Annotated in this window: 24 protein-coding genes and 1 pseudogene; 3 read left to right on the forward strand and 22 right to left on the reverse strand. The window is 51.8% G+C overall.

Translation table 11 applies throughout. From position 1 onward, the window contains the following. Positions 1-8 precede the first annotated feature (8 nt). Complete coding sequence (locus I6L54_RS23835) at positions 9-278, forward strand: hypothetical protein (RefSeq protein WP_040231214.1); 270 nt, start codon at positions 9-11, stop codon at positions 276-278. Between the two features lie 61 nt (positions 279-339). Here the strand turns inward: I6L54_RS23835 and I6L54_RS23840 are convergent, their stop codons facing one another. The 4 genes from I6L54_RS23840 to mobA all read right to left on the reverse strand — a co-directional run bounded on the left by I6L54_RS23840 (position 340) and on the right by mobA (position 4,258). After that, positions 340-855, reverse strand: coding sequence for a type II toxin-antitoxin system YafO family toxin (locus I6L54_RS23840; protein WP_167335593.1), 516 nt, complete (start codon positions 853-855; stop codon positions 340-342). A 20-nt stretch (positions 856-875) separates the two neighbouring features. Continuing rightward, on the reverse strand, positions 876-1,109 hold the full coding sequence (locus I6L54_RS23845) for a hypothetical protein (protein WP_040231217.1): 234 nt from the start codon (positions 1,107-1,109) through the stop codon (positions 876-878). Between the two features lie 92 nt (positions 1,110-1,201). Next, the gene (locus tag I6L54_RS23850) at positions 1,202-3,901 is read right to left on the reverse strand and encodes a relaxase/mobilization nuclease domain-containing protein (protein ID WP_040231218.1); all 2,700 of its coding nucleotides are present in this window, start codon (positions 3,899-3,901) and stop codon (positions 1,202-1,204) included. A 21-nt stretch (positions 3,902-3,922) separates the two neighbouring features. Next, a complete protein-coding gene (mobA, locus tag I6L54_RS23855) occupies positions 3,923-4,258 on the reverse strand; it encodes a plasmid mobilization protein MobA (RefSeq protein ID WP_040231220.1) in 336 nt (111 codons plus the stop codon). Between the two features lie 243 nt (positions 4,259-4,501). On the opposite strand from mobA, the gene I6L54_RS23860 reads away from it, so the two are divergent. Beyond that, positions 4,502-4,825, forward strand: coding sequence for a hypothetical protein (locus I6L54_RS23860; protein ID WP_040231221.1), 324 nt, complete (start codon positions 4,502-4,504; stop codon positions 4,823-4,825). A 163-nt stretch (positions 4,826-4,988) separates the two neighbouring features. Here the strand turns inward: I6L54_RS23860 and I6L54_RS23865 are convergent, their stop codons facing one another. From I6L54_RS23865 to I6L54_RS23875, 3 genes are all read right to left on the reverse strand, one after another. Further along, positions 4,989-5,822: a DUF932 domain-containing protein gene (locus I6L54_RS23865; RefSeq protein WP_040231222.1), complete on the reverse strand. Its 834-nt coding sequence runs from the start codon at positions 5,820-5,822 to the stop codon at positions 4,989-4,991. Between the two features lie 407 nt (positions 5,823-6,229). Then, entirely contained in the window at positions 6,230-6,799 is a 570-nt protein-coding gene (locus tag I6L54_RS23870; protein ID WP_072041439.1) for a DUF5983 family protein, read from the reverse strand. Between the two features lie 59 nt (positions 6,800-6,858). Beyond that, positions 6,859-7,095 (reverse strand): hypothetical protein, encoded by a 237-nt coding sequence (locus I6L54_RS23875; RefSeq protein ID WP_040231224.1) that lies wholly within the window; start codon positions 7,093-7,095, stop codon positions 6,859-6,861. A 756-nt stretch (positions 7,096-7,851) separates the two neighbouring features. Between I6L54_RS23875 and I6L54_RS23880 the strand changes: the two genes are divergently transcribed. After that, positions 7,852-8,109, forward strand: a complete 258-nt coding sequence (locus I6L54_RS23880) for a helix-turn-helix domain-containing protein (RefSeq protein WP_040231225.1) — start codon at positions 7,852-7,854, stop codon at positions 8,107-8,109. On the opposite strand, the gene I6L54_RS23885 is transcribed toward I6L54_RS23880, so the two are convergent. The 15 genes and pseudogenes from I6L54_RS23885 to I6L54_RS23950 all read right to left on the reverse strand — a co-directional run bounded on the left by I6L54_RS23885 (position 8,106) and on the right by I6L54_RS23950 (position 18,079). Continuing rightward, a complete protein-coding gene (locus tag I6L54_RS23885; RefSeq protein ID WP_040231226.1) occupies positions 8,106-8,408 on the reverse strand; it encodes a DUF957 domain-containing protein in 303 nt (100 codons plus the stop codon). The genes I6L54_RS23880 and I6L54_RS23885 overlap by 4 nt on opposite strands. 44 nt (positions 8,409-8,452) lie before the next feature. Next, complete coding sequence (locus I6L54_RS23890) at positions 8,453-8,944, reverse strand: antirestriction protein (protein WP_048227660.1); 492 nt, start codon at positions 8,942-8,944, stop codon at positions 8,453-8,455. Between the two features lie 79 nt (positions 8,945-9,023). Continuing rightward, positions 9,024-9,842, reverse strand: coding sequence for an N-6 DNA methylase (locus I6L54_RS23895; RefSeq protein ID WP_040231228.1), 819 nt, complete (start codon positions 9,840-9,842; stop codon positions 9,024-9,026). A 42-nt stretch (positions 9,843-9,884) separates the two neighbouring features. Then, positions 9,885-10,241, reverse strand: coding sequence for a hypothetical protein (locus I6L54_RS23900; protein WP_040231230.1), 357 nt, complete (start codon positions 10,239-10,241; stop codon positions 9,885-9,887). A gap of 902 nt (positions 10,242-11,143) precedes the next feature. Continuing rightward, entirely contained in the window at positions 11,144-11,269 is a 126-nt protein-coding gene (locus tag I6L54_RS23905; RefSeq protein WP_228719026.1) for a type I toxin-antitoxin system Hok family toxin, read from the reverse strand. After that, positions 11,211-11,360 (reverse strand): annotated as a pseudogene (locus tag I6L54_RS24445) (DUF5431 family protein); the annotation flags it as partial. The pseudogene I6L54_RS24445 and the gene I6L54_RS23905, both read right to left, overlap by 59 nt. A gap of 174 nt (positions 11,361-11,534) precedes the next feature. Then, positions 11,535-11,771, reverse strand: a complete 237-nt coding sequence (locus I6L54_RS23910) for a hypothetical protein (RefSeq protein WP_040231234.1) — start codon at positions 11,769-11,771, stop codon at positions 11,535-11,537. Beyond that, entirely contained in the window at positions 11,768-12,502 is a 735-nt protein-coding gene (locus I6L54_RS23915) for a plasmid SOS inhibition protein A (protein ID WP_040231236.1), read from the reverse strand. Before I6L54_RS23915 ends, I6L54_RS23910 begins: the two co-directional genes overlap by 4 nt. Further along, positions 12,499-12,924 (reverse strand): conjugation system SOS inhibitor PsiB, encoded by a 426-nt coding sequence (gene psiB / locus I6L54_RS23920; RefSeq protein ID WP_040231237.1) that lies wholly within the window; start codon positions 12,922-12,924, stop codon positions 12,499-12,501. Before psiB ends, I6L54_RS23915 begins: the two co-directional genes overlap by 4 nt. A gap of 43 nt (positions 12,925-12,967) precedes the next feature. Continuing rightward, positions 12,968-14,956, reverse strand: a complete 1,989-nt coding sequence (locus I6L54_RS23925) for a ParB/RepB/Spo0J family partition protein (protein ID WP_040231241.1) — start codon at positions 14,954-14,956, stop codon at positions 12,968-12,970. Positions 14,957-15,023: 67 nt separating this feature from the next. Further along, positions 15,024-15,356 carry a DUF905 family protein gene (locus I6L54_RS23930; RefSeq protein ID WP_082031727.1) on the reverse strand — a complete coding sequence of 111 codons (333 nt, stop codon included), beginning with the start codon at positions 15,354-15,356 and terminating at the stop codon, positions 15,024-15,026. 286 nt (positions 15,357-15,642) lie between these two features. Next, positions 15,643-16,050, reverse strand: coding sequence for a hypothetical protein (locus I6L54_RS23935; protein WP_217124644.1), 408 nt, complete (start codon positions 16,048-16,050; stop codon positions 15,643-15,645). A gap of 113 nt (positions 16,051-16,163) precedes the next feature. Next, positions 16,164-16,349: a hypothetical protein gene (locus I6L54_RS23940; protein WP_040231286.1), complete on the reverse strand. Its 186-nt coding sequence runs from the start codon at positions 16,347-16,349 to the stop codon at positions 16,164-16,166. Between the two features lie 42 nt (positions 16,350-16,391). Further along, entirely contained in the window at positions 16,392-16,901 is a 510-nt protein-coding gene (locus tag I6L54_RS23945; protein ID WP_040231287.1) for an antirestriction protein ArdA, read from the reverse strand. 398 nt (positions 16,902-17,299) lie between these two features. Next, the gene (locus tag I6L54_RS23950) at positions 17,300-18,079 is read right to left on the reverse strand and encodes a YubG family protein (protein ID WP_040231290.1); all 780 of its coding nucleotides are present in this window, start codon (positions 18,077-18,079) and stop codon (positions 17,300-17,302) included. Positions 18,080-18,098: the final 19 nt, after the last annotated feature.

The following is an 18,098-nucleotide window of genomic DNA, read 5'->3' on the forward strand; positions in this document are numbered from 1 at the left end:
GAAATGAAATGAAGAAACTAATATTTGCCGCACTCTTTGGTTTTTCAGCCGTTGCCGCTGCAGCGCCCCAACCTGTTGTAGACGCCAATGCCGTGGCGCAACTGACTGAAATCCGTAACATCCTCCTCTCGAACCAGCAGAAAGTGTACTCCTGCTCGGATGGCGAAAAAATTTATACTGTCGGACTGCACATAAAACATGACGGTTCGGAATACAAATGTGTTTTAAAGAGTGACCATGCTGAATGGGAAGTCGTCCCGCGCATTGTATTCAACTAAAAAAGGCCGCGAAAGCGGCCTTTTTTGTTTCTGGCAAATGAACAGGTTTTTACTAAAAAAATCAGCTTCTTACGCCAGTAGTTTGAAGTCGATAGCCCTCAGCACGTTTGGAAAGCGTTCCTTTAGTGTTTTCTTCACTTTGAAAAGAATGACCATCAGGTTCTTCAATAAATTTAAGGACATAAAAATAGTGAACATTTTGATGCTCAAAGTAGGAGTAAAACATAAGGCTATCACTACTTCTTTTAGACTGTTCACTCTGCTTCCAGCGATTGATATCCCAGTCATTCGTGCCGTCAAAGACATGCAAATGATGGAGTTTTTCACGCTTCGCTATCGGCTTGGGGAAAAAATTAGGCAAATCTTTACCAAACAAGTCAACTGCAGTAAGAAACTCCATTTGCACATGGTCTTGAGGGCGAGGAATATTACCGAGATCCGCACTTATTGTTTTGTATTCAATGAAATCTTTGTAAATGTCCTGAAAGTCATTAAGGCGTTCTTCAGGAATATCCAGCTTAGCATCTACGGCAAAGACAAGCTTGTGCCCATCACCTGAAGTTGATTCCATTCTCATACAACTTACATCCATGAGGTTTATGCCTTGTGCAATTTTCGCTCTGGTTTGATAGTCCCCTGGGCAGAAGGAACTCGCAACTGACGAACAGCCGCAGCTAAGCGGAGCATTTTTTCATTACTGGCGTCACCGACACCGGGTCTTTGTTTAACAGCCATTTTCACTATCTCCTTGCCGTTTTTTACGGCTATCAGGCTGGCCTGACAGAACTTAACCTCAAGAGATGAAGTTCTTTTATGCACTAATAATAGCATACCTCCCCCTCCAGGCATCAAGCTGTTTACGAAACATACGTTACGCGCTAAAGGGCGGGCTCTTACGCACAAATAGATAGGAATTTTAATCTTTACAGCGGTGAAGGCGGCTTCCAGCTTGACCCAGGCTCATTACGCGCGGGTTCCGAATTACTAACCTGACTCATCGTTTCAGAAAAACGAATTTCACTTTCAACACGTACCTGGTCGACGTCCGGCCGCGAGATCTGGTATTCACCTTCATCACGGTGATTCACATTGTGCCATGCCACCATTTTGGCAAATGCCGTATTGAACTGTTCATCATTCCCTTCTGGTGCCATCGCGACGGTCGGAGAACGGCTGAAGAGAACCGGTGCGACCTTGATCATATCCCGCTTAAGCGCATCATAATCGCCGGTGTTTCGGAAAATAACCCTGTCGCCATAGTCGGTACAAATGTGACGACCTGTCTCCGGATCACGGAACTGGACGCGACCATTTTTCTTCAGTGAAGCCTGCAGGCCAGGAACACCGGAATATATCGGTGTTCCGCCAGGTTCACAAATAACAACACATCTGCTGTCTGTCGTGGCTTTCACCGCATTACCACGACGATCCCTGTAATCCCATCCTCTCAGCTGCGATATCGCAGCCTTGTCACCTTTCACCGCTTCTGCTTCCACCCAATGCCGGTAAGACGGCGGATACCATTTCCCCTGTCCGATGAGTTCAGCGCGTTCAGCCTTCATGGCTTCTTTCAGCGTAATCAGAGCCTGCATACGCTGCAGCTCTGCAATATGGTAATACAGCTTTCTCACCAGAGGGTCTCGATGTTCGATACGGATTCGCGCTTTACGCATCCGGCATTCATCATGTATCGCCTGGTAGCGCTCGCGACCATGCAAATCCGGGCGCTGCCAGTTAGCCCGCCAGGCTGTATAACGGGCTTTCAGATCTTCCCTTGCAGCTGCGCGCGCTTCACGACGCTGGCGACGCAATTCAGGGTCACGCTTCATACCAGGAATATCACGATCGCTCACAGCAAGTTCTGGATTGTAACGGCTTACCGGCTTAACACGCTCAAAGATGTCTGCCGGCACTGGAACAAACGAACCAGCATGAGGTTCCGCACGCGCAAGTGTAAGATCTGGATGAACATGACTTGCCTTAACAGGAGTCTGTTCGCGATTATAAGCGTCCATCACAACCAACCCCTGCAGCTCACGCACTAACAGCAACCCTTGTTTCGCAAACTGTTCATGACAGCGTTCCCAGGAAAAGTGTTTACTGCTGATAAGCGTTTCAATCTCCTGACGGCAGTGCGAAACCGCATAGCCCCAGAGGCTTTCCTTGTCGGAAAAAATCTCGCGTTTCAGGGCTCCCTGTGGACCCGATCCTGTACGCAATTTTCGCCATTCCCGATCGGAAACTGGAGTTGCTTCCAGACCGCCACCAGTGAACTGTTCTGCAGGAGGAACCTGCTGGAAAATGTCTTTTGGTACCGGCTTCCAGCCACCTTTATACGAATCCAGGACCGCTTTCGTTAGCGCAGGCCATACCCGTTCTGCCCTGACTGGTGTGCGCGTTGGATCATATCCATCACAGATAACCAGTCGATCATGTTGTTCTTTAAGATACAAACCCGACTTTGCGAGGAGTGTATGTACCGACTGTATAGTTCGTTTCGACGGGTCCTGATCAAGTGCAATCAGCGGTGCGCGTAAACGTGCGGTCGCATAGTCAGTTAAGGTATCTTTCTCTCTCATTCGTTCAGGACGCGACGGCACTGTAATTTTCTCAGGTTCGTAACGGCCAACAGCCTGGACTTGCGAAAAGATATCCTGTGCAGGAGGAGTAAACTCACCCAGTTTACGAATAAGTTTTTCGGTATCGAAAGCGTGACCAAACGCCGAAAGCGTTACGCCAGGACGTTCACTGTTCCAGCCATCCTTCACTTTCAGCTCGCCGTTATCCGCTGACAAGAACAAACCTTCTTTAGCAAAACGCTGATGGAGAGAAGACCAGTCAGTCACAGGTGCTTCCCGTAAACCGGCTATAGCAGTGTCAGCGATGTATTCTCTCAGGCTCTGAATACGACCACGCTTCCAGGCACTTTGACGATCACGTTCAATCGAAGTACGACGAACAATACGATTGTCAGGTGCAATCACATAGCACCCATTATCGGGCGAAAAGCCATGCTTAAGCTCCAGCTCACGGCAGGCCTTACTCAGTTTTTCCTGGCTGTAAGCGAGACGGTTAAGATAACCGGTCTCCGGGTGAACGCGGTTTACAGCGATGTGAACATGCAGATTATCCGTGTCAGTGTGAACAGCAGAGACGAACTGATGGCCGGCTAATCCGAGGCGAGAAAGCGTATGGCTGACCGAATCATAAATCTGTTCTGGACGTGGGCTTTCATGCGACTGCCAGCTCAGAATATAGTGGAATACAGGATCACTTTTGTTATGGGCGAACTTCGCTTTACGGGCAGAGAACTCCATCTCTTCGGCTGCGCTTTCAATTGACGTACAGTTGTGGAAACAGGTCACGCCGTAAAAATTCACCCATTCACTGCCGTCCGGCATCACGTCAACAAGCGAGATAAACGACTCATCACGCAGTTTCGTGGAATAATCAACAAGACGAGAAAAGCGACTGCTGTGCGGCATTTCCGGTTTTGTTCCGGATGCTTTAACAGCTTCCATCAAATCATCATCGCGCGGTTCGTCACGAACAGAAACGTAAGATACCAGGTCCCCAAAGGAGGACTTTCCGTCTTGTCGTTTCGGTGGAATAACCGGGATCATGATGTTCTTCTTATCTCCGTTCTAGTCATTGCTCATAAGTTTTTTTCTGAGCGTGGTGGACAGTTCTGATATTGCTACAAGGACCGTGGAGTATTCTTTATCCCCGACTCTTTTCCCTTCAACAAACAGATGCTTTTGCAGTCTTCCCAGCCTCAGTAACTCGGTCATAAAGCTGTCATCGATGAGTGGAATTACCTTCCTATTCATCGCAGCGTTACGGATATAAGCCGATACGCTTTGCCCAACTTCCTCCGCTTTCTGTTCAATCTCTTCGATTTCATCCGGCGTGAATCTAAGGGTCTTGATTACGGTTTTCTGCCGTTTATCACTTCCCCTTCGGGATCCTTTGTCGCTCATGTGTGCTCCTTACTCGGGTGTCGGGGCGGAGCCCTGACCAGGTGGCATTTGTAATATCGTGCGTGCGCGGTATTACAAATGCACATCCTGTCCCGTTTTTTCGGCCATTATACGCTTCGCTGGCTGTTTCGCCTAGTGGCGATTTGACGGCATCGGCAGTGCGAGGCACTGCCACTTTTTATTTGGCAATGGTATGATTTACATGAAAATCATTGCGGCAATATGTGAAAGGAAAAATTTGATATGGCAGATAAAAAATGGTTCACAACGGAAGACGTTGAAATGGCAAAAATGACGTTAGATTCTCTACCGGATTTAACCGAGAAACGTCTTACCAAATCCGACGTATTGAATAAACTGCAAGACCAGATAATTTTGCTTTCTGGTCATAAAGGCTATTCTGTAGATGATATCCGTTCGGCTTTAGAGGGTGTGGGTATCCAGACAAGTGTTAAAGCTATTCGTGAAATATTAAGTAAACAGAAAAAAACAACAAAAGGGGCAGGTTTATCTCGTAACAGAACGACTAAAAATTCTAATCAAACTCCAGTGAATCAAGAAAGTTAAGAATTTTTACGGAGAGCAACTGGAACTTGATGAGAGGCATTATTTTACCACGATAGTGGTTAAATAATTCCGAACTTTGTAATTAGCTGAAAACTGATTCAATACCTGTGTTTGTCACGTCCAGCACCATAATTAGCGGGAGTTTCCTCCCGCATTGCATCATTCATGACTTCAACTTTTGCATCATTTCTGCCATTCCCCACAATGCACGGTTCAGTTTTACATCCCCATCAATTCCGGTCACTGCACGTGTACGCTGTCTCTTTCCTTGCGCTGTTTTTCCCAGTAAACCACCCTTTGTCATATTCTCCTGAACACGCTGATACGTCGTCCAAAGATCATTAGATTTATCTTCATTTCGGCGAACATTGAGCAAATCGGATGGTGCCAGAGGTATGTGCTTTCCTTCTGAGTTTTCATCATAACGCCAGCCCAGAGCGGTCTGTGCAAAAATTTCCTGCTCCTCGCGTGTCAGCGCGGTGTCTTTCATTATTTCTCGTGACTCTGTTATTTCGTCAAAAATTCCCAGAACCTCGTATGCGCCTTCTATAACTTGCTCTACTACATCGCCTTTGTGCGGGACACGTATCTCACCGAACGTCTGTCCGCAAATCATCCCGTTGGTGCAGACGAAGCGGAACATTCCCGGAATCATCTGATAACTACTGCTACCATCGTGGCTATTCAAAAGAATTATTTCCGGAACCTCTTTACCTGCAATTTGCCCGGAACGACGCAAACGCATCATATGTTTGGTGTGAGCACGTTTTCCTTTATCACGGGTGCGTGTCTGGCAAGCAAAGAACGGGAGGAAACCTTCTTCGCGCAATTTTTCCAGAACGGTAATCGTTGGAATGTACGTGTAGCGTTCGCTACGTGAATCATGTTTGTCCTCGGAGAAAATACTCGGAACAACATGCATCAGTTCATCGTTCGTCAGTGGACGCTCGCGACGGATGACATTCATTGATGCAAAACGAGATGCTAAACGGGCCATAGTGATTCTCCTCATGATGATAAAAAAATTGCTTCTGCCGTCGCCTTTTTGATGATGATTCACCATCGCGGGTGGCCGTTCCCGTGATAAAGCGAACGGCCTGACCTGCAAGGAGGAGATGCAAGGGTGCAGCAGGAAGCCGCAGCGCAAGCGACCAGAGGGAGTGCGAACGGGTGAGTGATGTCCCCTTTCATAGACTCCGGGTCGGGCCAGAGTCTTTCACGGAGGAGGCTCCACGCGGCGAGCAATGTTGTCAAAAAGAGCTGGATGGGATGTTCTGGCGGGCAAAGCCCGTTTCCTTTCTGGAGCCGCCTGACGGTTCCAGAGGGGGCGGCGCTTACGGAACGGAAGCTGCAAGCCCCTGCGCCTGCGGTGGGGGATTTAGCCCGGTCAATCCGGGCTAAAACTTACCACTCAAAAATTGGTGCGCCTTCCACATGATCTCCTACAGCAGAGAAATGGATCATGCTGACATCAGCCTGGTGAACTGCACAAAATATGAAAACACGCATAGCTCGTGAAATACCGATTTTTTTCAGCCTGTGTAGCGGATTAGTAACTGCATCCAGGCGAATCAAGTAGCCTACTCCGGTATTCATTAACCACCCGCTGTCTTCATCCCAGTGTCCGATGCTGTCAAGAATATCGTGATCTTCCTCAGTGATGTGGTTGATGCAGCATTCCAGAACTGGGCGAAGCATCATTCGAGGAAGTACAACATGCGGCCCCCAGTTCAGTAAGTCCGTTATATCGTTCCATGACCACTCTTCATCGTCTGGAACGGGCAGAGTTAGCAACCTGAAGGGAACCCCTAATTTTTCTGCGATGATTTCCCCAATTCCTATAACGGAATCATCGCGCTCATTAAGATCACAACATGCGATAAATTCACCATCCAGATAAATAGCTTCTTCACCGTTATCGAGTTGGATAGCAGTGACGCCACGCGGGGCATGTTGTAGATATTGTTTATGCATTATTTTTTCTCCCTCATTACGTTCAAAAGCCGCCCCTTGCGGGGCGGCGGCTATCAGATTCAGGTTCTGGATAACTCAGTGGAGAACAGGAGGTGTCCAAGTTCCGCGCAGGTCATTGCCGGAATGCGGACTGGTTTATGGCGGCGTTCAGCACGAGTCACGACAAGGCCAAGTGCCTTAGTTCGGCGCGCGATCTTATCGGACGTGATGATCTCCGTGCGCTTGCGCTGATGGCGGCGTTTATTTTTGTTATTTACAATGTAATCGCGGCATGCGAGGATAAATGCGTCTTTCATATTAAGTCTCCTTTGACAGACTTTTTGTGAATCCGGGCTGCTCTTACAGTCCGGGGTAATGAAGCAGAGTTCGTGCTCTGCTTTTTTATTGCCTGAAATCCGGCAATCCATTCTGCGTCGATGACGCAAGCCTTCAGTTGTTCCCCCCGGCTCCTTCTGCCGTCTCTTTTTTCTTCGGCTTCAGGTCGAAACGAAACGCCCTCATTGCGCCAGTGCTCCTGACAGGGGGACGAGGGAAAGCAAGGGTGGAGGCCGAATTATTTGGAGCCTGCGAGAAAAAATTCGGACGGAAAGCATCGCGGCCCTTGCTGAACAGAGGAGTTCTGTCAGCGTGCATCAGCAATGAGAGGCTTTCGTGAGCGCAGCGGGGAAAAAGGACGGCAGAAGAAGCCGGTGAAGCCGGCTTTCCTTAGCGGACGCCAGCGGCGGCCAGTGAAAGCGGCGCGGCCGGAACGGTCGCAGCAAGCGCGGGGGTTGCCGTTCGACATCGGACACTAGCGAATAGCCCGAAACCGCTTGCGGGTTCGGCGGAGCCTGGCCGGTGCGTCAGCAGCTGCCCGGCGGAGTGTGGCCTGACGACCCGGCGAGCTGGCGCGACGGGGAGCCGAAGGGGGCGCGCCTTTCGCATTTTCCTTTCTCTTTTCGCTGTCAATTTCAATATCAAAAAAAGTGCAATATCTGCACCTTTTAACCTTCAAAAAACCATAATTTCATTATAAAATAAGTGCAATTTCTGCACTTTTTTAAGGATAAATAATGACAGGTTACGAGCTTCGACTCTGGAGAAAAGGCCTCGGCTGGAGCCGTGACAAGGCGGCTGAACAACTGGATATAAGCCTGCGAACCTATAAAGACTACGAAAACGCGCCCCGCCTGAAACGCAGCATTGCGCTGGCAACAGTGACGCTATCACTACAGGACCAGCTGCCCCGATTCAGACAGAACCGGACCAGCGGCGACAAAATGCGTGAAATGCTCAATGTGATGATCGATGATGCGATCCATCCGGATTAACGGCCCTTCCCTGCGGGCCTCCCCTGCAACGTGTCCTGCACATATTTTTGCGCCATATTCCAGACTCGCGCTTCATCTTTGCTCAGTTCCTCTGAATCAATGGCTTCACAAGTATAGTAAGCATCCCATGGCGGCGGATGACTGACAGCTTTGGGCATATTCAGCAGTTCAACCGCCGCGCGAACTGACGGAAGCACATCACCCGAATCGATCCCTTCATCAAAAATTATCTCTGTACCCATCGCCACGTTATCCTCCAGCCACGCCAGCAGGATTTCCAGTTTGTGGGGTTTGCTCATACGTCCTCTTTCGGTGTGGCCCGGCAATCGCCGGGCCTGATTTTTCAGTCAATGGCCCGGTAAATCAGATCGCGTTCCGGGTGTTTGATGATGCTGATATAGTCCTTCAGCGCGTCCTGACGGTCGACAAGGCCCTGACAGACTCTGGCCATCTCCGGCCCCATCTCGAAAACCTGCCAGTTGAGGCGGTTCAGGCACATCAGGGTTGCAATGATCCCGGCGGCCTCCGCTGAAACCTCAGCATCGAAGTAATTTCCTGGCATGGTCACGTGATACACCCCTTCCGGCGGTACCAGATATCCGGTCGGGCGGGTAATACAGTCCTCAGTCCATCCGTCAATTCGACCGCTGATACCACGCGGAACGGCAAAGTAACGCCAGAAACCTCCTTCATACTGGCTATGTACCTGTAACCAGGAGGCGACCAGCTGGTCGCCCTGCGGCGTGAAGAATAATTCTGGAATAAAGGCCAGACGCTGGCGCGGGTCAGTGATTTCAATGCTGGCAGTCGGGGCAATCATTGTGGAAGTCATCATTATTCGGCTTTCCTTAGCGGCCGCCAATGGCGGCCAGTTTAAGTGGCGCTGCCGGAACGGCAGCTGCAAACGCTATGTGTCAGGCGGCATTATCGAGGCCGTACATAAAGTCCTTCATTGCTTTCATGCGCCTCTGGAACTCCTGCTTGTTTTTAAAGTCGTTCCAGTAATAAACCGGGGTATAGCGCACACGATGCAGGTTCATTGTCAGCGTGTTGCCTGTGATAACTTCCGCCGGGATACCCAGTAACGAAAGCTGAACAAACGCCATATCGGCGGCGATCGGGTCAATATCGATACAACTTCCGAACATGTGATTCGAATGGTCATATCCGGCATCTAACAGGCATTCGGCATAGGCGATAATCATCCCCGCCGCGCCGCTCGCGGGGTCACTGACGGTGACAAAACCCTCGCGGCGGATCGACTCTTTCACGCCGGGCATCATCATTCGCGCCATCATCGACTGAACAGAATACGGCGTGAAGTATTGCCCCATGCCATTAGATCCCAGCTCCAGCTCCATGAAAATCGCGCCGAGAAAATCATGAAATTTGGCATCGAGCGCGCATACCATCAGGATGAACAGCTCATGCATTTTCTGAATATCTGCGGCCTCGTAGCGCTCGCAGATTTTGCGGCTACGCTCGATATTCTCCGGTGTAAGAATCCGCGCCAGATCCAGCTCACTGGCAGAAAGCGTGATGAAATCGCAGAACACATCCCAGCGGCGCATATAACGCGCGGTATCGTTAAACAGGCGGATAAACTGCTTACGTGCTGCATCAACGTGCATCAACCCGATAATCGGCTTCTTTTTGGAAACCGGAACAATTGGAATAACGTTGTCAGACTCACGCGCCTGGTTGAAAAATTCTGCAAAACTCAGTTGTGACATAGTTCCCCCTGCTTGCCGCCCCCTCAGGGGCGGCTCCGTGTATCAGTGTGTTTTCTGGCTTTCAGGAATGAAGGTCGCTTTGACCTTCGCCACAATGACGGCGTGATTCAGGTGGCTGTAATCACGCAGACGGAAATAACGCTTGCCGCAGCGCACGAAAATATCAGTCACGTTCCCGCAATACATTTCCTGCATCATGAACGTTTCAGTGTCCTGCGCGGTGTCGCTACGCCAGTTCATTGGCGGCATCATCCCTGCCGCGTCATGGAACTTGTACACGTCGATTTCGACGGGGGCAGTGACAGCCGCTTTTTCGCGGGTCAGCCAGTAGGCGCGCTCGGCCTCGGCGGTCGCGTTCATGTCCAGCGTGTGGGTCGGTTCGGTCTGATATACGTGCATAGGGATCTCCTTTCTTTTTAATCACATCACCCGTTGAGTTACGGGAGCCGCGGTTTTGACGTTTTGCGGGAACCTGCTGAAGTTTCCCGGGTTGTTTCACTTCACCCGTTTGAGAACCTTCGCCGCAGGTGCAGCACGCCACCGGCCGACGCCGGAATCCGGGGCGGAAGCGCAAAGTTTTTACCTGGAAAAAGTTTTCGCTGGAGAGCGGCAGCGGCCCTGGATGACAAGGAGGACTGTGGCGTGATTCAGCACCCAGGAGGAGGCACTCAAAGGGAGAAACGCACAACGGAGAAGACGAGCCGGGACCCGCCGCAACGTCGATACGCGGCTGCGTAGCGATGTTGCCCTGTAGAATCCCGTCGCCGGCGACGGGATGGTGAGAGCGGCGTGGCCGGAACGGCCGCAGCAAGCGTGGTGTTTGACCTTCTCCATCGGACACTAGCGAGTAGCCCGAAACCGCCTGCGGGTTCGGCGGAGCCTGGCGGGTGCGTCAGCAGCTGCCCTGGCGGAGTGTGGCCTGACGACCTGGCGCGCTGGCGCGACGGGGAGCCGAAGGTGGCCGGGTCCTTCGCCTTTCTGGTTTGAAACAGGAGGAATCCGGGAGAAAATGGCACAGCTATCAGGGAAAGTGGAACAGAAATGAGCAGAGAGAAACAAAAGGCAGGAAGAAAACGGAATACTACAGCAGGACCAGAAAGAGAACACAGACGGAGAGGAGGACTGGAGGCGCACAGCGCCTCTCCCCCGCCCTTTCGGGCTCCCCACTCAGGGTGTTCATGCCAGCAAGATGGGGAAAAGGGCCTCCCCGCAAACAGGGAAGCCCTTCTGAAAGCGCTTGCGGTTATGTTTCAACAACATCAATCCCCTGAGTGGCGGGGGTTTCCCCCCGCCGGGGTTAGCTACTTAGCGGATTCGTAAGCCAGTATTGCAGCGACCTCCCGTTCTCCGTCCTTCAGCCTGATTTCGCAAAGCGATTTTCGGGTCAGGTATGTGAATGCCAGCAGTGTTAAACACACTATCAGCACACACCAGATAACGGGACTTCGCGGCAGTTTCATGGCCTTCTTCTCCTTGCCTTACGGCATCTAAGAGGCTATCCTGATGGTGTCGATTCATGCAGGGGCCTCGGTTAATGAAAATTAACTGGGGCTTTTGTCTTTCTGCCTCACGACACAGGTACAAACCACCGGAACATCCTGAGGCAAAAAGCCTCAAGCGCCACCGCCATTATACCGTTCATCCCTCTTTCTGCCCAGGAGTATGGCAGCTAACTGTCTTAATTTATCCTGCTTATCCGTCTTCCCGGGGATCGCCCTCCCCTCTGGCCCACTCAGTAATCTGCTCATCCAGCACGGCAAGTTGCGGGTATACCGCCTCAGCCAACAGATAAAGATCTGTCTCCAGTCCGCCATGCCAGTCGGCCCATTCGGCAGACATATCATTCAGTTTGTCGACGATGGTCTGCAGCTTCTTACGCTGACTGCGTGCGAGTTTCAGTTCCTCACGGAATGGGTTTCGTTTTCTCACGGCCAGACCTCCCGGAGGGTGATCTTGTTCGGTACCATCCAGCGCTCAAGCTCGCGTTCTTCTGGCGAACTGACCGCCGCCACGTCGTGAACATCCAGCACAACCTCCAGCGCCGACAGGTTATACCCGCGAACCAGATCTGCCAGTGACGGGCAACGTTCTGTCCACGCCCACAGCATTTTTTCAAGATCGTAGTCCCGGATATCCTGTTGTGACCAGTGGGCATACCAGGTGCGGATAGTCTCCGGTGTGTGAAATGCCAGGTCGATTTCGGCCTGCCCGGTCAGGTTGTTATACTTCTCTTCCCGGTCTCTGTCGCGGCGTGCCTCCTGACGACTGTATAGCTCATCTTCACGCTGGTAACGACTTGCCTGACGCTCCCCTACACTGAATGCCTGCTCCGGAAACAGCGATGTCACCATCGAGGTATCAAGCGGCGAATAACAATGCCGACCCCGCGAGCGAATAAGAGTATCAAATGCTTCCTCATACTGAGCGAGCGGGACTTTGTCGTCCTTGTACCAGTATACGCCGCGTACCTGGTTAATGGCGCGACCGCTAATTTTGCTGCTCCCACACAGGAACCGGAAAAAGGCCCGGGCATAAGGGTGCGGCGGATTACCGAACCGCCTGTCCTTCTGGGTTGTTTCCTCAACGTGCATAATCGCACGGAGTGCAGCTTCACGTTCTGGCAGTTGCGTCACAAGAGAGAGATGGCGTGGAATGCTCATACTGGTATCTCCTCTTTCAGAATCGACATGATGTCGCATAGTCCGTATCCATCCCAGTGAAGTCCACTGATCTGAAACAAAATGCGGCTGATTTCACTGGCATCGAAGAACGAGGACTGGTGAACACAGGCCAGACGCTCTCCCTGAGACATGGAAATCAGTACAAGCCAGTAATCACTGATTTCACCAGGGCTGCATACCACCACTTCAAAGCGGCCATGTTCAGGGGTAAAGCGAACCTGAACCGGAAACAAGCCGCCGAACTCACTGCGGAATTCTCCGTTCATGTCCCATTTGTCAGGAAGCGCGAAGGCATTCATGACGGCATTAATGAGTTCACTGCGATACTGAAAACCCGCTGCTCGATGGGCTTCAAACTCTTCAGCGGTCATCGTGGCAAGACGAGAATGATGAATACTCATAGGGTATCTCCTTATTGCCGCCCCATCGGGGCGGCTCTCCATATCAGGCGGCTAATGCCGAGTGGTCAGTTTCAGTCTGGTTTTCTTTAATCGCTTTCGGCTGTGGAGCGCATAACCACGCAGGAACCCAGCAACTGTCTTTCAGACGATCCTCGGCAAGCTCGGCAGCATCGCCCTTCTTCATCTTCGCCGCATCGGACGCAGCCCCTTCCATTCCAGCCTCTTTCAGGGATTCGACAATCTGGTCATGCTTAACGCCTTTGAAATATCCGTCTTTGGTTGGATGCCACCAGTCGCGTAAGTTGAAATCGATCGCAGTCTCCAGCGCGTCAAGTTTGCTTGGGGAGGTATGACCGTTATCGCGAGTCTGAACACCGTCAACGGAACAGGCCGTACAAAACGCCATAAGAGACATGAGCACACCACCATCCAGCGAGAAGAACGAGGTTAAATCCTGTCGCCAGCCCTCTGGCAACAGCGCCTCAAGACGCTCACCTTCGGTCCGGATTGCGGTATATGCTTTACCCTCCTTGCCCGACGGCGCATTCATGGTCTGTGAGTAATGACCTACAGTCACGCGAACACCAAATGGATTATCCTGCTCTCCACGCCCCGTAAAGACCTCAGCACACATACGCCATGCCAGCAGCGCCACGGCTTTGGTTGGCTGGTTCATCAACGCTGCCTGAACAGCAAGCGTCCTTTCAGACGACATTTTCAGCAGTTGCGGCGCGGTAACCCCTTCGGTGATATCTTTTTTGATCGAAGTCACCGCAGGTACAGGATCCTCCCCACTTTCCGTTTCTCCGTTCTCTTTTGTCGGAAGGTCTGCAATACGGCAGACACCGCGCTGAATGACCAGTTCGCCATACTGGTAGCTGACCACAACACCCGCAGAGGCTTTCATCCCATCCGTCCAGGCACGTTGTCCTGCTTCTTCCTGCATACGACAGATTTCGGCATCAAGCTCGTCAGCTTCATCACAGGCACTGTCAAACGTATTAAATTTCTCTTTCAGTTCATCCAGACGCGCCTGTTCTTCATCGGTATAGACGGTTTCTGGTTTTTCCAGCAGCAGGTAGTCTTGCCCGTCCTGACCATAACGACCTACCGTTTCCGGACGACCCATACTCCACGACCAGCCCTCGCTCAGTTCGTGTTGCAGTGCAATCGTGTCCAGTTTTTCCTGTACAAGGCGCTGAACCAATACGCTGTCAGCCGTTCCAGCCCCCTCTTCCTTGGAAAACAAATCTTCACGAACCACACCGCCAGCGGTTTCATATGCTTCACGACCCACAAAGAGAAAGGCTGAACTGGTAACAGAAATTTCGGTTTCTGTGATCGCACGTTTAAGTAAATGAGCCTGAACAGATCCCCACTGCGCGTAGACGCTGTCAAACACCTGAACCTGACGTTCCTGACTGGATTCGAGGCACAGAGCCTGACACTGCTCAACAGTGATTTCATCCTGTGCCAGCTTATCCAGCAGTGCTGGGGCAAGGTTTGCCAGTTTCAACATGCGCTGAACATGGCGGGAACCATAGCCCAGACCATCACCAATCTGCGCAGCGGTTTTGCCCTGCGCCGCCAGCTTACCAAAGGCCATAATTTGCTCGGCAGGGTGCATAGCCTCCAGTTCATTGTTCTCAGCGTAAGACGCTTCAACAGCAAACTCGTCACTGACACACTTAACCGGAACCTGATAATCGGCACCAATACGTCCCGTCTCGCACAACAGATTCAGTGCGGTAAGACGTCTACCACCTGCAGCAACTCCGGATTTGCCCTCCGGCAGCATGTGAACCACGAGGTTATGCAGAAGCCCGAGGTTTTCAATCGAGTTAGCCAGACGTTTAACACTGTCAGCGGTGTAAGGGATGGTACGCACGTTCAGCGGAGATTTAATAAGATCGGACAGCGGAACGTATGTGATAACAGCGGAATCAAGCGCATTTTTCAGTTCTGCGCTGATAACTTTATTCTTCGGGTTGGCCTTTTTGGCTGATTTTGCTTTAACATTTGCTACTGACATCGTTATTTCCTCCATTTTAATGATTGTCGCGTTCTGCGGAGGTGCATCTCCGCAGAACACCTTTCGTTTACTGCTGTACTGCTCTGCCGTGGGTTTTCAGGTAGCCGTTCAGTACCTGTCCGGCATCCGGCTGGAAATTCCAGACCCGTTCAATCAACTGCTCATGTTCGTCACGCATAACTAACTGAAAATGCGATGACTGATCGTTTTCTAACGTCACATTGGAGTAATACGCAGACACTTTTTTCGCGTCTTCGCGTGTAAAAGCGCCCAACGGAAGCAGTGGCGCAGGAGCATTGACGACTTCGCCATTCAGCAGCGCCGCCAGCGCATGATCCTCAGCCGTAGGCTGCCGTAATGACTCAGGCTGATTCAGAAAATCCTTCAACGATTTGCACATCACAAAACCCCTCTGGTCTGGTTTTCAGAGGCAAAGCCTCTCCTGCCGTCCTCTTTCTGGTGTTTTCACACACTGCGGAGGACCTTTCCGCGAGAGCGTAACGGGCACGGCCCGGTGAAGATGTCCGGGGTGAGCGGGAAATTTATTCCGGCTCGTCCTGAATAAATTTGCTGCGAAAGACATCGTCGGCCCTGGACAGCAAGACGGGTTGTGGCGGTATCAGCGACCGGAAAGGCACTCAGCAGGGAATGAACGCAGAGGAAGTGGAGGGAGAGAGCAGGCAACGTTAACAACGTTGCCCCTTACACCCCGAAACGGGGTGCATCGAGCGCAGGAACGGCGCGACCTGGCGGCGCATCCGTTTACGGATGCTGCAAGCTGCCCCTGCGACAGCCTGGGATGGAAACCCGCTGCCCGAAGGGCCGGGCAGAGACAGCGCAGCTGGCTCGGTGCGAAGCATGACAGCCCCGGTTCCCGAAGGGAAGTCGCCCGGATCAATCTGCCGGCGGCCGAAAAGGATCCAAAAGGCAATATTTTTATCGCTCTGGTTATGGCCACACCGCCCACGCCCACGCCCACGCCCACGCCCACGCCCACGCCCACGCCCACGCCCACGCCCACGCCCACGCCCACGCAAACCAGCGTGTTTCAGACACGGCTGCAGGAAAAGCAGATTGATGAAAATATTTATCATCGGCTATACCGGCGGAGGGAATGCGCCGGAGGCGCTTTCCCCGGCCGTCAGCCCGAAGGGATGACAAGGTTTTTTCGCGCGCGAACAGGCGGCACATCGGCCGCCTCTGATAACTAATCTACCTTCTGCTGAATAAACAGGCCGCCAAGGAAAAGTTGCTCGCGACGAGTCAGCAATTCACAAATATCGTCAAGGAGCCTTGGGGTCGTATAGGGTGAGAGCCCCACTTCCCGACGGCGTTCGTTTACCAGATTTTTGTAATGTTTCAGGATTTTGCGTGTTTCAGGTGTCATTTTCATAGAGAGCCTTTTTCCGGCAGGGTTTCCCCTGCCTTATCTGGATTAACTGCGGAAAACATAGCCATCAATAAAGTTAAAAGAGTCGATAAACAGATCACGGGCAAATGAGTCATAATCAAAGTAGGTTCGCAGACTCTCAGGAATCGCAGACAGCAGGCCGTTATCGTTGACATAGTCCACAGCAAAATCCTCCTCGCTCACGGCCTCACCATGGTAGGCATCCTCGAACGCGTCAAAATCGCATTCCCCGCTATATTCAGCCCAAGCGATAAATGCCGCGTCCTTTCCCTCATCCTTCGCTTGCTTGTAGGCATCGATGAAATCCCAGTCCACAGAGCTTTCAGAACAAAATTGAGACGGAATACCTTCAATATCCTGAAACATCAGTTCCGGGTCATGCTCGTTCGCGTGCAGCGCGTGGCATGCTTCAAGAAAGTCTTCTTTCTCGTCGAAATCGGTCAAATCAAGCCACTTTCCGGCCAGGCTACCACAGTTGTATTTGTGATAAGTGCCAACGTAGACCGCTGGGGTGGTGGTGGTGATAGTGTTCATGGGTGTTCCCTCCGTAGTCCAGGTTATCTGAGTACCGGCTTACGCCGTGCCGACACGACAGCCCGACTTCGAGCGGAGAATGCAAGGGCGTCAGCAAGGCCGGTCGCAGATTAAAAGCAGAGGCGTTCTGGACGGGTTTTCCGCGAATATTGAGCGGAAAACCAACGGGAAGAACGATGATAAATCATCAAAAAAACTGCGAGCGGGAGCAGCTGGCGGCGAAGCCTCCCTTGCATTTGTAGCGTTCGGGCTAAAGTGAAGGCACGGCGTTAGCCGCAGACCGCACAAACTTCCCTCCACCGCGCGTCCGTAACAACGTGGAGGTCGCGCCTGTATAGAGGAGCGTGCGACATCCAATTCCGATACCGGACTGCGGGGCAACCAGCCCCGCCCGTTGGTCATGCAGCAATTCGAATACCGGAGAAAGACCGCATCATTGCGTCAATTTCCACTCTGGCCTCGCAGACAACATCCCGTAACCAGCGACGTTCAAACCAGAAACGGGATGGGCTATCTGGGTGACGCAACGCGAACGGCACGTACGTCACACCAACCACACGACCGTGACATTCAAGGCGGATCTGTAGGCGACGAAAGGTTTCCTGACCGTCGAGTACAGATTTCAGGCGCGCATCAAGGGTTTCGTTATCCCACTCGGGATCTTCGTTTCCGGCTTCAACTTCGATGACTGAGAGCGTGAAATTGCGCGTCCGTCGGGTAAACACCAGTGGGTCAGCAGCAGGACGGAGTGCTTCAGTAAGTCGATATCCTGCAGCGGCAACACAACTGCAGACGTGATTAATTTCGTCTCGCAGGGCTTTCAGGAGGCACAGGATCTGCTTTACAGACATTCCGGCAGGACAGTTATCGTATTCCAGCGAAATAGTGCCAGCATGGGCTTTGCGATGCCCCAGCGAGTTCCGGTAAAGACGAACGATTAGATCGGTCCCGCTAACCAGCGGCAGCAATTCGTTAAATGCGTTATCAGGCATCAGGCCACGCAGCGTAATTTCAGGCAACAGGCGCTGCAGGTCGGACGCCGTCAGTTGTCCATAGAAAGCCACTCCTTCTCCACGGGAATAATTCAGGCTTGTATCAATATCCATGCTGGCTGGCCAGCCACGGGCAACCAGTGTGTTACGGGTGTGGCGGTGCATAAAGCGATAAGCGGTGGTCATAGTATTCTCCTTGTCTTGA

Origin of the sequence: Citrobacter pasteurii (assembly GCF_019047765.1) — a bacterium.
Classification (GTDB): Bacteria; Pseudomonadota; Gammaproteobacteria; order Enterobacterales; family Enterobacteriaceae; genus Citrobacter; species Citrobacter pasteurii.